The sequence below is a fragment of the Pseudoalteromonas sp. 1CM17D genome (assembly GCF_023161805.1).
GTDB lineage: Bacteria > Pseudomonadota > Gammaproteobacteria > Enterobacterales > Alteromonadaceae > Pseudoalteromonas > Pseudoalteromonas atlantica.
Map to the genome: position 1 here is coordinate 203,154 of NZ_JALNTP010000004.1, position 16,716 is coordinate 219,869.

The 16,716-nt window shown below is 42.9% G+C and carries 12 protein-coding genes and 1 tRNA gene; all 13 read right to left on the reverse strand.

Annotation, left to right across the window (positions count from 1 at the left end):
• Positions 1–15: 15 nt before the first annotated feature.
• Positions 16–2,130: an elongation factor G gene (gene fusA, locus MSC25_RS09660; protein ID WP_024032049.1), complete on the reverse strand. Its 2,115-nt coding sequence runs from the start codon at positions 2,128–2,130 to the stop codon at positions 16–18.
• Positions 2,131–2,157: 27 nt separating this feature from the next.
• Positions 2,158–2,628, reverse strand: coding sequence for a 30S ribosomal protein S7 (gene rpsG, locus MSC25_RS09665; RefSeq protein WP_004588211.1), 471 nt, complete (start codon positions 2,626–2,628; stop codon positions 2,158–2,160).
• A gap of 97 nt (positions 2,629–2,725) precedes the next feature.
• Positions 2,726–3,100, reverse strand: coding sequence for a 30S ribosomal protein S12 (gene rpsL, locus MSC25_RS09670; protein WP_002958885.1), 375 nt, complete (start codon positions 3,098–3,100; stop codon positions 2,726–2,728).
• A gap of 193 nt (positions 3,101–3,293) precedes the next feature.
• Positions 3,294–7,466 (reverse strand): DNA-directed RNA polymerase subunit beta', encoded by a 4,173-nt coding sequence (rpoC, locus tag MSC25_RS09675; protein WP_004588210.1) that lies wholly within the window; start codon positions 7,464–7,466, stop codon positions 3,294–3,296.
• Between the two features lie 104 nt (positions 7,467–7,570).
• On the reverse strand, positions 7,571–11,596 hold the full coding sequence (gene rpoB, locus MSC25_RS09680) for a DNA-directed RNA polymerase subunit beta (protein WP_004588209.1): 4,026 nt from the start codon (positions 11,594–11,596) through the stop codon (positions 7,571–7,573).
• 272 nt (positions 11,597–11,868) lie between these two features.
• Complete coding sequence (gene rplL, locus MSC25_RS09685) at positions 11,869–12,231, reverse strand: 50S ribosomal protein L7/L12 (protein ID WP_004588208.1); 363 nt, start codon at positions 12,229–12,231, stop codon at positions 11,869–11,871.
• Between the two features lie 75 nt (positions 12,232–12,306).
• A complete protein-coding gene (gene rplJ / locus MSC25_RS09690; protein WP_024032046.1) occupies positions 12,307–12,801 on the reverse strand; it encodes a 50S ribosomal protein L10 in 495 nt (164 codons plus the stop codon).
• Between the two features lie 323 nt (positions 12,802–13,124).
• Positions 13,125–13,829: a 50S ribosomal protein L1 gene (gene rplA / locus MSC25_RS09695; protein WP_004588206.1), complete on the reverse strand. Its 705-nt coding sequence runs from the start codon at positions 13,827–13,829 to the stop codon at positions 13,125–13,127.
• 3 nt (positions 13,830–13,832) lie between these two features.
• The gene (rplK, locus tag MSC25_RS09700) at positions 13,833–14,261 is read right to left on the reverse strand and encodes a 50S ribosomal protein L11 (RefSeq protein WP_004588205.1); all 429 of its coding nucleotides are present in this window, start codon (positions 14,259–14,261) and stop codon (positions 13,833–13,835) included.
• Positions 14,262–14,474: 213 nt separating this feature from the next.
• Positions 14,475–15,032 (reverse strand): transcription termination/antitermination protein NusG, encoded by a 558-nt coding sequence (gene nusG, locus MSC25_RS09705; RefSeq protein ID WP_024032045.1) that lies wholly within the window; start codon positions 15,030–15,032, stop codon positions 14,475–14,477.
• A gap of 4 nt (positions 15,033–15,036) precedes the next feature.
• Positions 15,037–15,414: a preprotein translocase subunit SecE gene (gene secE / locus MSC25_RS09710; RefSeq protein WP_004588203.1), complete on the reverse strand. Its 378-nt coding sequence runs from the start codon at positions 15,412–15,414 to the stop codon at positions 15,037–15,039.
• Between the two features lie 132 nt (positions 15,415–15,546).
• Positions 15,547–15,623, reverse strand: a tRNA-Trp gene (locus MSC25_RS09715).
• A gap of 149 nt (positions 15,624–15,772) precedes the next feature.
• On the reverse strand, positions 15,773–16,516 hold the full coding sequence (gene deoC, locus MSC25_RS09720; RefSeq protein WP_248443273.1) for a deoxyribose-phosphate aldolase: 744 nt from the start codon (positions 16,514–16,516) through the stop codon (positions 15,773–15,775).
• Positions 16,517–16,716: the final 200 nt, after the last annotated feature.

The window sequence follows — 16,716 nt, forward strand, 5'->3', positions numbered from 1 at the left end:
CCAGACAAGCTAAAATCATATAACAGCGCGAGCTGAAATTATTGTATCTGCAACATTTTTAGAGGCTTCAGCGTACTTCAAAAACTCCATAGAGTAAGAAGCACGGCCCTGTGTTGCAGATCGTAAAGCAGTTGCATAACCAAACATTTCAGAAAGAGGAACCTGAGCATTAACTTGCTTAAGTCCACCTATTGCATCTTCCATGCCTTCGATTATGCCGCGACGACGGTTTAAGTCGCCAACTACATCACCCATGTTTGAGTCAGGAGTGATTACTTCAACCTTCATCATTGGCTCTAAAAGTACAGGGTCAGCTTTAAGCGCCCCAGCTTTCATTGCCATTGAACCTGCAATTTTAAATGCCATTTCATTCGAGTCTACATCATGGAATGAACCATCATATAAAGTCGCTTTAACGCCAAGTAATGGGTAGCCTGCCAGTACACCTTGAGACATTTGCTCTTGGATACCTTTGTCTACCGCAGGGATAAATTCTTTTGGAACCGAACCACCTACAGTTTCGTTAACGAACTCATAAATTGGTGCTTCATCATCCGAAATATCCATCGGTTCAAGTTTAACCCAGACGTGACCATATTGACCACGACCACCTGATTGACGTACAAATTTCCCTTCAACTTCAACAGTTGAACGAATAGCTTCTCGGTATGCAACCTGCGGCTTACCAACGTTACATTCAACACTGAATTCACGTTTCATACGGTCGACAATGATATCAAGGTGAAGTTCACCCATACCAGAGATTATAGTCTGGCCTGATTCTTCGTCAGTTTGTACACGAAAAGACGGATCTTCTGCGGCTAGTTTACCTAGTGCAATACCCATCTTATCTTGGTCAGCGATTGTGCGAGGCTCAACCGCAACAGAGATAACTGGCTCTGGGAACTCCATACGCTCTAGCGTAATGATAGAGTTCGGATCACACAGTGTCTCACCTGTTGTTACGTCTTTAAGACCAATAGCTGCCGCAATATCGCCTGCGTAAACTTCTTTGATCTCTTCACGTGAGTTTGAATGCATCTGTACGATACGACCAAATCGCTCACGCTTACTTTTAACTGGGTTATAAACCGCGTCACCCTGTTTAACAGTACCAGAGTAAACACGGAAAAAGGTTAAAGTGCCAACAAACGGGTCTGTTGCAATTTTAAATGCAAGTGCAGCAAACGGCGCTTTATCATCAGCTGGACGTTCTTCCTCAGTTCCATTTTCTAGGATACCTTGGATTTGTTTCACTTGTGTTGGTGCAGGCATGTATTCAACAACGCCATCAAGCACAGCTTGAACGCCTTTGTTTTTAAATGCACTACCACACGTAATGGGAACAATTTCGTTCGCTAATGTGCGTTGACGTAAGGCAGATTTAATCTCTGCTTCACTTAACTCTTCACCTTCTAAGTACTTATCCATTAGTTCTTCAGAGGCTTCAGCTGCACTTTCAACTAAATGAGAGTGCCATTCTTGAGCGAGCTCTTGAAGTTCTGCCGGTATTGCCTCATAAGAGAAAGTCATACCCTGGTCCGCTTCGTTCCAGTTAATGGCTTTCATTTTTATAAGGTCAATAACACCTTTAAAGTCGTCTTCAGCGCCAATTGGCAACTGGATTGGAACAGGCGTTGCTCCAAGACGAGATTTCACCTGGTCTACAACCGTTAAGAAGTCAGCGCCGGTGCGATCCATTTTATTTACGAAGATCATTCTTGGAACTTCGTATTTGTTCGCTTGGCGCCAAACTGTCTCAGTTTGCGGCTGTACACCTGATGAAGCACAAAGAACAACTACCGCACCATCAAGTACACGTAAAGAACGCTCTACTTCGATAGTGAAATCTACGTGTCCTGGAGTATCAATGATATTGATACGATGGTCGTCAAATTGCGCGTCCATCCCTTTCCAGAAACACGTTGTTGCAGCAGAAGTGATTGTGATACCACGCTCTTGTTCCTGCTCCATCCAATCCATAGTTGCGGCGCCATCATGTACTTCACCGATCTTATGAGAAAGACCTGTGTAGAACAGAACACGTTCTGTTGTGGTGGTTTTGCCTGCATCTACGTGAGCTACTATGCCGATATTACGGTAGCGCTCAAGTGGAGTTGTACGTGCCATATGATCCTCTTAAAGGTTAAGGACAGATTACCAACGGTAATGTGCGAATGCTTTATTCGCTTCAGCCATACGGTGAACGTCTTCACGTTTCTTAACCGCAGTGCCTTTGTTGTCAGCAGCGTCAACGATTTCTTGAGCTAAACGTAAGCCCATAGATTTTTCGCCACGCTTACGTGCAGCGTCTACTAACCAACGCATACCTAATGCGTTGCGACGTACTGGACGTACTTCAACTGGAACTTGATAAGTTGAACCACCAACACGGCGAGATTTAACCTCTACCTGTGGACGGATGTTATCAAGTGCAGATTCAAAGATTTCTAGGTGCGACTTGCCTGATTTCTCAGCAGCCACGTCTAGCGCACCATAAACAATTTTTTCAGCAGTAGATTTCTTGCCGTCTAACATTACGATGTTAACGAATTTAGCAAGAAGTTCCGATCCGAACTTAGGATCTGGAAGAATTTTACGTTGACCTATTACGCGTCTTCTAGGCATTTTGTATCTCCGGTTTATTCAGGTTTGTCCTTTTGGAACAATCACCCAAAACAATAATTAATAATATTTAGTGCTTGGCCTTACTAACGGAAAACAATTAGCCTTTAGGGCGTTTTGCACCGTATTTAGAACGAGCTTGACGACGGTCGCTAACGCCTGCACAGTCAAGTGCACCACGTACAGTGTGAAAACGCACACCTGGTAAATCTTTAACACGACCACCACGGATTAGGATTACACTGTGCTCTTGAAGGTTATGACCTTCACCACCGATGTATGATGTTACTTCGAAACCGTTAGTTAAACGTACACGAGCTACTTTACGTAACGCTGAGTTTGGTTTCTTAGGTGTAGTTGTATATACGCGAGTACATACACCACGCTTTTGCGGACACGCTTTAAGCGCAGCTGAGTTACTTTTAGTAACCTTGCTACGACGTGGCTTACGCACTAGCTGGTTAATAGTTGCCATTTAAATAGCTCCTGAAATTAAAATTACTACTGAAAAAAATAAAAAAATCCGCCCTTTTTACAAGCTTGTAACATACATGCAAGTAAATGGGTGGCGGAATTTTAATGAGCAAAGTTTAACCTGTCAACCTAAACTCATCGTAAGACAGTAGATAACTGTCTTACGATTTATTAATCTGTTGATTAATAAGAGTTTATTGATTTCCAGATAAATCTGCGTTCAGAGCATCTGTTAGTGCTTGAGTTGCCTCTTCTGCACTTACTGTTTGCTCTTCAACAACTTCACCCTGCTTGCGGCGAGCCATACGGTCTTGGTGATACGCAAAGCCAGTACCGGCTGGGATCAGACGACCCACAATTACGTTTTCTTTCAGACCGCGAAGCTCATCGCTCTTACCATTCACTGCGGCATCTGTAAGAACACGTGTTGTTTCTTGGAAAGACGCTGCCGAGATGAAAGATTCGGTTGCTAGTGATGCTTTCGTGATACCCATAAGTTGTATTTCAAACTTCGCTGGGATTTTACCTTGTTTTTCAAGGTCACGATTAGCGATATTAACGCGAGCTACTTCAATTTGCTCACCCGCTAAGAACTCAGTATCACCGCCGTCAAGGATGGTACATTTACGTAGCATCTGACGAATAATTGTTTCAATGTGCTTATCATTGATCTTAACGCCCTGCAAACGGTAAACCTCTTGCACTTCGTTAACAATGTAGTTAGCAACATGAGTCACACCACGTAGGCGTAAGATGTCATGTGGTGATTCAGGGCCATCGGCGATAACTTCACCTTTAGACACTTGCTCACCTTCAAACACGTTAAGTTGACGCCACTTAGGAATCATCTCTTCGTAATGATCGCCTTCAGCTGGTGTAATAACTAAACGTTTCTTACCTTTAGTTTCTTTACCGAAGCTAATAGTACCGGTGATTTCAGCTAAGATAGCTGGATCTTTTGGCTTACGTGCTTCAAATAAGTCGGCTACGCGTGGTAGACCACCCGTGATATCACGAGTTTTCGAACCTTCTTGCGGAATACGTGCAAGTACGTCACCTGGGTTTGCTGTAACGCCATCTGTCACTTCAATCGTAGTGAATGAAGGAAGACGTGTTTCTTGCAAGCCGCGCTCTTCACTTTCGATGATAAGCTTAGGCTCTTTCGCATTTACTTTAGCAAGGTCTTTAACAACTACACGGGTTAAGCCGGTTAGTTCATCAGTTTGTGCTTCAGTATTTGAGTCATCAATATCGCTGAACGAGATTTTTGACTTATGCTCAAGAACGATTGGGTGACTATGCGGGTCCCAAGTAGCAACGATGTCGTTACCTTGAACTTCTGCATTGTCTTGTACTGTTAGTACCGCACCGTAAGGTACTTTATAACGCTCTTTTTCACGACCGAAGCTATCAATGATAGTGATTTCAGTTGAACGTGAAGTAATTACAATCTTACCGTCGGTATTAAGTACATACTTAGCGTTATGTAGTTTTAACGTACCGTCAGTTTTAACTTGTACATTGTTTTCAGCTGATGCTCTTGATGCCGCACCACCGATGTGGAATGTACGCATCGTAAGCTGTGTACCCGGCTCACCGATTGATTGTGCCGCGATAACACCTACTGATTCACCCGCGTTGATGATATGACCACGTGCAAGGTCACGACCATAACACTTAGCACATACACCAAAGTCGTTATCACAGGTGATAACAGAACGTACGCGAACTTCATCTACTGAGTGCTCTTCTAAAAGGTCACACAGTTTTTCATCAAGCATGATATTACGTTCTACTAATACAGTATCTGTATTAGGGATAACCACAGGCTCAGCTACAACACGACCTAGTACACGTTCGCGAAGTGCTTCTACAACGTCACCACCTTCAATAAGCGGTTTCATTGTTAAGCCATCTTCTGTGCCACAGTCGTCTTCATTGATTACCAAATCTTGTGCAACGTCTACTAGACGACGCGTTAGGTAACCTGAGTTAGCTGTTTTAAGTGCTGTATCGGCAAGACCTTTACGCGCACCGTGCGTTGAGATGAAGTACTGTAGTACGTTTAGACCTTCACGGAAGTTAGCCGTGATTGGCGTCTCGATGATTGAACCATCTGGACGTGCCATTAGACCACGCATACCTGCTAGCTGACGGATCTGAGCGGCACTACCACGAGCACCTGAGTCGGCCATCATAAACACTGAGTTAAATGACGGTTGCTCTTCTTCTTCACCTTTGGCATTGATAACCGTGTCTTTAGACAAGTTGGCCATCATTTCACGTGATAAGTTTTCATTTACACGTGACCAGATATCGATAACTTTATTGTACTTTTCACCAGCCGTTACAAGACCTGATTGGAATTGTTGGTTGATTTCAGTTACTTCAGCTTCAGCTGATTCAATGATTGATGCTTTAACTGGTGGGATAACTAAGTCATCGATACCAATTGAAACACCTGACTTCATTGCGTAGTGGAAACCGGTGTACATAACTTGGTCAGCAAACACAACAGTGTCTTTAAGGCCTAGACGACGGTAACACTCGTTTAATAAGCCAGAAATCTGCTTTTTACCTAATGCTTGGTTGATTGACTCAAACGGCATGCCTTTAGGTAAAATTAGAGACAGAATTGCACGACCAACAGTAGTGTCGATAAGCGTTACAGTGTCTTCAACAACACCTGCTTCGTTAGTGATTGACTGACTAATACGCACTTTAACGCGCGCGTGAAGTTCTGCGTTACCACTACGGTATGCTTTTTCTGCTTCTTTAGGATCTTTAAATACAATGCCTTCGCCTTTCGCATTAATTCGATCGCGCGTCATGTAGTAAAGACCTAATACAACATCCTGTGAAGGAACGATGATTGGCTCACCATTCGCTGGAGATAGAATGTTGTTAGTAGACATCATTAGTGCACGAGCTTCTAACTGAGCTTCAAGCGTTAACGGTACGTGTACCGCCATTTGGTCACCATCGAAGTCGGCGTTGTAAGCCGCACATACTAATGGGTGTAAATGGATTGCTTTACCTTCAATTAGTACAGGTTCGAACGCTTGGATACCTAAACGGTGAAGTGTAGGTGCACGGTTAAGTAATACTGGATGTTCACGAATTACTTCGTCTAGTACATCCCATACTTCCGCTACTTCGCGCTCTACCATTTTCTTAGCAGCTTTGATTGTCGTAGCCATGCCGCGACGCTCTAATTTGCCATAGATAAATGGTTTGAATAGCTCAAGTGCCATCTTCTTAGGAAGACCACATTGGTGAAGCTTAAGTGTAGGACCAACCGTGATTACAGAACGGCCAGAGTAATCTACACGCTTACCAAGTAAGTTCTGACGGAAACGACCTTGCTTACCCTTGATCATATCAGCAAGAGATTTAAGCGGACGCTTGTTAGAACCTGTAATTGCACGACCACGACGACCGTTATCAAGTAGCGCATCTACCGCTTCTTGTAACATACGTTTTTCGTTGCGTACGATAATATCTGGTGCAGCTAAATCTAATAGACGCTTAAGACGGTTATTACGGTTAATAACACGACGGTAAAGGTCGTTTAGATCAGATGTCGCAAAACGACCACCGTCTAGTGGTACTAATGGACGTAAGTCAGGTGGCAATACTGGAAGTACTGTCATGATCATCCACTCAGGGTTATTACCTGATTGGTGGAACGATTCCATTAACTTAAGACGCTTAGTGATCTTTTTACGCTTCGTTTCAGAGTTAATTGTTGGTAACTCTTCACGCATTTCTGCAATTAATTGGCCAAGATCAAGTTCACGAAGCAAGTCTAATACTGCTTCTGCACCCATCTTAGCTTCAAACTCATCACCGTGCTCTTCAAGTGCATCTAGGTATTCTTCTTCACCTAATAGTTGACCACGCTCAAGCGTTGTCATACCAGGCTCAGTTACTACGAATGATTCGAAGTAAAGAACACGTTCAATATCACGAAGTGTCATATCAAGCATTAAGCCAATACGAGACGGTAATGATTTTAAAAACCATATATGTGCTACTGGGCTCGCAAGGTCGATATGACCCATACGATCACGACGCACTTTTGTAAGTGTAACTTCAACGCCACACTTCTCACAGATCACACCACGGTGTTTAAGGCGTTTATATTTACCACATAAACACTCATAATCTTTCACTGGGCCGAAAATACGGGCACAGAATAAGCCATCGCGCTCAGGCTTGAAAGTACGGTAGTTAATAGTCTCAGGTTTCTTTACTTCACCGTATGACCATGAACGAACCATGTCTGGTGAAGCAAGACCAATGCGAATTGCATCGAATTCTTCGGTCTTATTTTGTTGCTTCAGAAACTTAAGTAAGTCTTTCACCTTAGCTCTCCTGTCGGAGTTAATCTTGAGGGCGGATAATCTCGCCCCTACATTCTATTCAGCCGTAACAGATGCTGCAGGGTTAACTGCAGCATCTAATTGGCTTAATTTTCTTCCAACTCGATGTTGATACCCAGTGAGCGGATTTCTTTCAACAATACGTTGAACGATTCTGGCATACCTGGTTCCATTTTATGGTTACCATCAACGATGTTTTTATACATCTTAGTACGACCGTTCACGTCATCCGATTTCACTGTTAGCATTTCTTGTAGAGTGTAAGCAGCACCGTAAGCTTCAAGTGCCCATACTTCCATCTCACCAAAACGCTGGCCACCGAACTGTGCTTTACCACCCAGCGGCTGCTGAGTAACAAGGCTATAAGAACCAGTAGAACGTGCGTGCATCTTATCGTCAACCAAGTGGTTAAGTTTAAGCATGTACATGTAACCAACAGTTACTTGACGTTCAAACTGATCGCCAGTACGGCCATCATAGAGTGTAACCTGACCACTTCTTGGGTATCCACCAAGCTCTAGCATGTCTTTGATTTCGTCTTCTTTAGCGCCATCAAATGCAGGAGTAGCGATTGGTAAACCACCTTTTAAGTTATCAGCTAAACGACGAATTTCATCATCAGAGAAGCTAGCAATATCTACTTCTTGACGAGATTCACCGATTTCATAAGCTTGCTTGATGAATTCACGTAGCTCATGTAGCTCACGTTGTTCCTTCATCATTTCCTCTAAGCGCTCACCAATACCACGTGCAGCTAGACCCATATGTGTTTCAAGGATCTGACCGATGTTCATTCGTGATGGTACACCTAGTGGATTTAGTACGATATCTACCGTACGACCTTTATCATCGTATGGCATATCTTCTACTGGTACGATAGTCGAGATAACACCTTTGTTACCGTGACGACCCGCCATTTTATCACCCGGTTGGATACGACGTTTAACAGCTAGGTATACTTTAACAATCTTAAGTACGCCTGGTGCTAAGTCATCACCTTGAGTAATTTTACGACGTTTGTTTTCAAACTTCTTATCGTATTCAGCTTTAAGCTCATCGTACTGTGCAGCTAGTTGCTCAAGTTCAGCTTGCTTGTCTTCTTGTGCAAGGCTTTGAGTAAGTAGCTTTTCAGCATTTAGTGACGCTAAGTTGTCTTCATCGAAGCCTGCTGCAGCAAGTAGCTTGCGAGCACGGTCTAATACACCGGCTTCTAAAATACGGAACTCTTCGTTGAAGTCTTTCTTCGCTTCGCGAAGCTGCATGTCTTCAACTTCTAACGCACGCTTATCTTTTTCAACACCATCACGGGTGAAAACTTGTACGTCAATTACAGTACCAGTTACAGAGTTTGGTACACGTAAAGAGCTGTCTTTAACGTCAGACGCTTTTTCGCCGAAGATAGCACGCAGTAGCTTCTCTTCAGGTGTTAATTGCGTCTCGCCTTTCGGAGTCACTTTACCTACTAGGATATCGCCGCCTTTAACTTCAGCACCAATATAAACAACGCCTGATTCATCAAGCTTGCCTAGCGCAGACTCACCCACATTCGGGATATCTGCAGTGATCTCTTCAGGACCTAATTTAGTATCACGGGCAACACACTGTAGTTCTTGAATGTGGATAGTCGTTAGACGATCTTCTTCAACTACGCGCTCTGATAGTAAGATTGAATCCTCGAAGTTATAACCGTTCCATGGCATGAATGCCACGCGAAGGTTTTGACCAAGGGCTAAGTCACCTAAGTCAGTCGAAGGACCATCTGCTAACACGTCACCACGAGTAACCGGTTCGCCAACCATGCACGTTGGTTTTTGGTTAATACATGTATTTTGGTTAGAACGTGTGTATTTAGTAAGGTTGTAAATGTCGATGCCCGCTTCACCAGGAATACGCTCATCGTCATGTACGTTTACAACGATGCGGCTAGCATCGGCGTACATTACTTCACCACCACGTTTAGCAACAATCGTTACACCAGAATCTTTCGCTAGTGTTAACTCAATACCTGTACCTACTAACGGCTTATCCGCTTTCAATGTTGGTACTGCTTGACGTTGCATGTTTGAACCCATCAATGCACGGTTAGCATCATCGTGTTCTAGGAACGGGATAAGTGCTGCCGCTACAGAGATCACCTGTTGTGGTGATACATCCATATATTGCTGGTCCATGCGACCCATAAAGGTAGATTCACCTTTGTGACGACACGGAATAAGTTCATCAACAAACTCATTGGTTTCAGTTAAGTTTGAGTTCGCCTGTGCGATAACAAACTGACCTTCTTCAATGGCTGATAAATAATCAACTTCATCAGTTACTACACCATCTACCACTTTACGGTAAGGTGTTTCTAAGAAACCGTAATCATTTGTACGTGCGTACGTAGATAACGAGTTAATTAGACCGATGTTTGGACCCTCAGGAGTCTCGATTGGACATACGCGACCATAGTGAGTTACGTGAACGTCACGTACTTCAAAGCCAGCGCGCTCACGCGTTAGACCGCCCGGACCTAATGCAGAAATACGACGCTTATGCGTTACTTCTGATAGCGGGTTATTTTGGTCCATAAACTGTGATAACTGAGACGAACCGAAGAACTCTTTAACCGCTGCCGAAATAGGCTTAGCGTTAATAAGATCTTGTGGCATTATCGCGTCAAGGTCACCTAAGCTTAAACGCTCACGTACAGCACGTTCTACACGTACTAGACCAACACGGAATTGGTTCTCAGCCATTTCGCCAACACTACGTATACGACGGTTGCCTAAGTGGTCAATATCATCAACATCGCCTTGACCGTTACGAATAGCAATTAATACTTTCATAACAGACACGATGTCTTCTTTGCTTAATGTGCCAGGGCCTGTGTCTGTATCGTAACCAACACGGCTATTGAACTTCATACGACCTACAGTAGATAAGTCATAACGTTCTTCAGAGAAGAATAAGTTCTCGAATAAGGCTTCAGCCGCGTCTTTCGTCGGTGGCTCGCCTGGGCGCATCATGCGGTAAATTTCTACTAATGCTTCTAAACGGTTGCTAGACGAGTCAATATTTAATGTATTTGACATGTAAGCGCCGCTGTCCACTTCATTGATGTATAACGTCTCAATTTTAGTGTGACCTGCTTTAACCAATTCAGCCATCAACTCTAGTGATAGCTCGTCATTAGCGTTTGCAATAACTTCACCTGTTGACTCATCAACATAGTTTTTAGCTACAATACGGCCAATGATGTACTCATGTGGTACTTCTAATTGATTAATGCCTTTTTTCTCGATGCTCTTGATGTGGCGAGCCGTAATACGACGACCGCTTTCAACAAGTACTTCACCGTCTTCGCCTTTGATATCAAAAGCGGCAGTTTCACCACGTAAACGTGAAGGCACAAGTTCCATAAGAACTTTACCGTCAGTTACTTCAAACGCGGTAGTATCGAAGAACATATCTAAGATTTCTTCGCTAGAGTACTCAAGTGCACGTAAAATAATAGACGCCGGTAATTTACGACGACGGTCTATACGTACATATAAGTTATCTTTTGCATCAAATTCGAAGTCTAACCATGAACCACGGTAAGGTATAACGCGTGCGTTATATAATACTTTACCCGATGAATGGGTTTTACCGCGGTCGTTATCAAAGAATACACCAGGGCTACGGTGTAGCTGAGAAACGATAACACGCTCTGTACCATTGATTACAAAAGTACCGGTATCAGTCATGAGCGGAATTTCGCCCATGTAAACTTCTTGCTCTTTAATGTCTTTAACTGTGCCTGGAGCTTCTTTGTCCATAACTACAAGACGCAGTTTCACGCGAAGTGGAGCAGAATAAGTCACACCGCGAATTTGACATTCTTTTACATCGAATACTGGCTCACCAATACGATAACTTACGTATTGAAGCTCAGAATTTCCCGAGTAGCTTTTAATAGGGAACACAGAACGGAAGGCTGCTTCCAAACCATGATCGCCATCAGCGTCTGGGACTAAGAATTTTTTAAACGATTCTAACTGTGTCGACAGTAAGAAAGGTATATCCAAAACTTGTGGACGTTTACCAAAATCCTTACGGATACGTTTCTTTTCAGAATAAGAGTAAGCCATGGGGTTCCTCAGCTTGCTGATCTTTGACCCGACCTGTTCTTGTAAGAACAGACTTAACTGGCATCTATGCCAAGATTTACAACATTTAATTGTTGTTCTAATTAACTCCGCCTTAGCAACACTAGCAAACTATAAAGCGTTGAAAGTAAAGAGAAAATCAGATTTTATTTGAGCTACAGGAATACATAACTCTATAGCGCAAAAAGGCCGGTGATTAAATAATCACCAGCCCTTGCCTGATTACTCAGGCAGCGAACCTAGCGTGAGCTAGATTACTTAACCTCAACTTCAGCACCAGCTTCAGTAAGGTCTTTTTGAAGTGCTTCAGCTTCTTCTTTAGATACACCTTCTTTGATAGGTGCAGGAGCAGCTTCAACAAGAGCTTTCGCTTCTTTAAGGCCTAGGCCTGTTGCGCTACGTACAGCTTTGATTGCCGCAACCTTGTTAGCGCCAGCGCCAGTAAGGATTACGTCAAATTCAGTTTTCTCTTCAGCAGCTTCAGCAGCAGGACCTGCTACCATAGCAGCTGCAGCAGTTACGCCGAATTTTTCTTCCATTGCTTCAACAAGAGCAACAACGTCCATTACTGACATTTCAGCAATTGCGTCAAGGATTTGGTCTTTAGTTACAGACATTACAAATTTCCTAATAATTAACGGACTCTAGGTCCAAATAAATTTACACCGAAAGAGAGGTTAAACAGCTTAAAATTAAGCAGCTTGCTCTTCTTTCTGTACACGTACTGCTTCAATTGTTTTACACAATTTGCCAGCAGACGCTTCTTTCATAGCGCTCATTAAGCGTGCAACAGCTTCATCGTATGTAGGTAATGTAGCAAGCATTGCTGCATCTACAACATTTCCTTCAAAAGCGGCCGTTTTAACTTCGAATTTCTCATTCTTTTTCGCGAAATCTGCGAAGATACGCGCAGCAGCACCAGGGTGCTCTGATGAGAAAGCGATTAAGCTTGGACCAACTAACGAATCAGATAGACATTCAAATTCAGTACCTTCAACAGCACGTTTTGCTAGAGTGTTACGAACAACTTTCATCCATACACCAGCTTCACGAGCTTCTTTACGAAGGGCTGTAATTGCGCCTACTGCTACACCACGAGAATCTGCAACAACTGCAGAAAGAGCACCATTGGCTGCTTCGTTGACTTCAGCAACAATTGCTTTTTTGCCTTGAAGATTTAAAGCCATGGGTGTTACTCCTGGTTTAATGGGTCACCGACACTCGGCTTCCCTGTTTTACTCTTCCCTATCAACAAACTTGATAGAGATGCTTTTTACGGCGAGAGCCAGAAGAGATTAGGAAAAATCTATCTGGGGATTCACACCGTCTACGTAGGTAATATTAAGGCCGAAGCCGCCTACGGTCTTGGACGGAAGCCCAATTTATCGCATCACTCAAGAGCTTAGCGAAATTATGGACTTCAACCCGAATTCTTTACTTGTTAAATAATAAATTATTCAACAAAATGGCGCAAAATTATAGTACAAATTTCACGCCATGTAAACACCTATTAAGCTACAGAAGTGCTTAAAGTGTTTTGGTCAACAGCAACACCTGCGCCCATTGTTGTAGAGATGGTTACTTTCTTAACGTAAACACCTTTAGCTTGAGAAGGTTTAGCCTTCTTAAGCGCAACGATTAGAGCTTCAAGGTTTTGTTGAAGTTGCTCAGCAGTGAAATCAACCTTACCAATAGTAGTATGGATGATACCATTTTTGTCATTACGGTAACGTACTTGACCTGCTTTCGCATTTTTAACTGCTTCTGCAACGTTAGGCGTTACAGTACCAGTTTTAGGGTTAGGCATAAGACCACGTGGACCTAAGATTTGACCTAGTTGACCAACAACACGCATAGCGTCTGGTGATGCAACAACAACGTCAAAATCCATCTCGCCTTTCTTAACTAGTTCAGCAAGATCTTCCATGCCTACTAATTCAGCACCGGCTTCTTTTGCAGCTTCTGCATTAGCGCCTTGAGTGAATACAGCAACACGAACATCACGGCCAGTACCGTTAGGTAGTACAGTTGCACCACGAACGTTCTGGTCAGATTTACGAGCGTCAATACCAAGGTTAACAGCAACGTCAACACTTTCTACGAATTTAGCTGTCGCTAACTCTTTTAAAAGAGCAACTGCTTCATTGATTTCGTAATCTTTAGTTACTTCCACTTTTTCGCGGATAGTACGCATACGTTTAGTTAATTTAGCCATTTCTTAGTCCTCTACGTTCAAGCCCATCGCACGCGCAGAACCTGCGATAGTGCGAACCGCAGCGTCCATATCAGCCGCTGTAAGGTCAGCTCGTTTTGTCTCAACGATCTCTTCAAGTTGAGCACGAGTTACTGTGCCTACTTTTTCAGTGTTAGGACGGCCTGAGCCTGATTTGATACCAGCAGCTTTCTTAAGTAAGTAAGCAGCAGGTGGCGTTTTCATATCGAACGTAAATGAACGGTCACCGTAAACAGAGATCACTACAGGAACTGGAGCGCCTTTTTCGATAGACTCTGTACGCGCGTTAAACGCTTTACAGAATTCCATGATGTTTACACCGTGTTGACCTAGTGCAGGACCTACTGGAGGACTAGGATTAGCCATACCAGCGGCAACTTGTAGCTTGATTAAAGCTTCAACTTTTTTAGCCATTATAAATACCTCATTTGGTGGGTCTTAGCCTTGTGCGCGCGAGGACGCGTACTCTAACGGCTTCCCAGTTTAAAAATTGGTTTCGTACTTTTTGCGAGCAAAAATAAATTTTTGCCTTAATACAAAAAGGCCGCTGATTATAAGTTAATCAGCGGCCTTTTTCAAGCTTCGTGCCAAAATTTAAGTAAATAATGACGAAGCTTTTTTAATCAATTACTTATCTTGTTCAACTTGACCAAATTCAAGTTCAACCGGTGTAGAACGACCAAAAATAAGTACCGACACTTTCACGCGGCTCTTTTCGTAGTCAACTTCTTCAACAACACCGCTAAAGTCAGCAAATGGACCATCAGTAACACGAACAACTTCACCTGGCTCAAATAATGTAGCTGGTTTAGGTGCTTCAGCGTTTTCTTGAAGACGGTTAAGAATGCGTTCTGCTTCTTTAGAACTAATAGGCGCTGGGCGGTCAGAAGTACCACCAATAAAGCCCATTACACGTTCAGTGCTGTTCACTAAGTGCCAGCTTGCATCGTTCATGTCCATTTGTACTAGTACGTAACCTGGGAAGAATTTACGCTCAGATTTACGCTTTTGACCGGCGCGCATCTCAACAACTTCTTCTGTTGGTACTAATATTTCACCAAAGCTCTCTTCAAGACCTTCAATTTTAATGTGCTCTGATAACGTTTGCGCTACACGCTTTTCGTAACCAGAGAATGCTTGTACAACGTACCAGCGTAATTTAATTTCTTTGTTCTCATCCGACATGGGATCAGATCTCCAATCCAGTTAAAAAGCCTACAGCGCGGAATAAAATACCATCTAATCCCCAAAGGATAAGCGCCATAATCACTGTTGCAACCATTACGATTAATGTCGTGTGGGTAGTTTCTTGACGCGTTGGCCAAACAACTTTACGTACTTCGATGCGTGCTTCTTTAGCAAATGCTAAAAAGTCACGGCCTTTAGCGGTTTGCGAGGCAATACCTAAACCTGCTGCTATAGCAACCACAACGCCAATTGCACGTAGTAATACAGACTGATCTGCAAACATGTGATTACCAACAACTGCGCCTGCAAGTAGCGCGATTGCTACTAACCACTTTACCGACTCCATCGCACTTGATGGTGTTTCTACATTCGTGCTCATAATATTATTACCTTAACTACAGACACAACAACCCTACACAACGGCAGGGTTAATCCATTAAAATCTAAACTTAAAAACAGACTTATTTAAACCGATTTTTAACCCCAGACTTACTCAACTTATGAGTAAAAATGGCAGGGGCGGAGAGATTCGAACTCCCAACCGTCGGTTTTGGAGACCGCTGTTCTACCAATTGGAACTACGCCCCTGCAAAGTGGATGCCTATTATACTTACGCAAATCATTAACACAAGCCTAAAAGATACCCACATAGGAAAATCTAATTAATTAATTCCATTATTGTTTCGCCTGCCAATCATTTACTCTCTTATATAAAGGCGTAGTGCTTAATTTAATGGTTATTTTTCTAATACTTTATATACATCACTTAGTAAGCTTGATGCGCCAAACCTAAATGTAGCGGCTTGTAAGTAGTCATCGCCCATAATTGAGCGTGTCAGTGCTAAATACTCCTTTGCATCAATAACAGTTTTAACTCCGCCTGCGGCTTTAAAACCAACAACCTTACCCGATTGTTTAATAGCGCTGAGCATCACGTTTGTTGCGTTAAGCGTTGCATTTACAGCCACTTTACCTGTGCTGGTTTTTACAAAATCAGCCCCGCCTTGAATAGCTAAGTTTGTAGCTTTAGTGATTAGCTCTGCAGTTTTAAGTTCGCCACTTTCTATAATTACTTTTAATTGCGCTTTTGTACCACAGGCTTTTTTACTTTGAGTTACATACTCCAGCACTTTGCTGTGCTCGCCAGCAATAAGTGCTTTATATGGGATCACTAAATCTATTTCATCCGCGCCGCGCTCAATTGCTATCAGTGTTTCGTTTATCACATCGCTCAGTGGCGCATCACCACTAGGAAAATTTGTAACCGTTGCTACTTTTACATGGTTTAGCTCACGCGCAGCCAGTGCTATTTTTGCATCATCTACAAAATCACTGTAAACGCATACTGCAGCAGGCGTGCCCAATTTAGGGTTAATACTATTTACAAGCTGCTGAATATCACTAGCCGTGTCTGAGGTGTTTAGGCTTGTTAAATCCATAAGCGACACAGCTAAGTGTGCATCGTTGAGTTGTTCAGTCATACGTAATCCCTTTAAGTAGGCGATAAATTAGGTTTAGCGCCATAGTAACAAATTAACGTAATCTCGCTATAGCTCATAACCAAACACTATAAGCACATTATTTTGCGTGTAATGCGCGTTAATCCCCTATAGATTAAGGCTTAAACCTAAAACAACCACCCATTATAACTTTTGGTTATATAAACTTGGTTTTAATTATT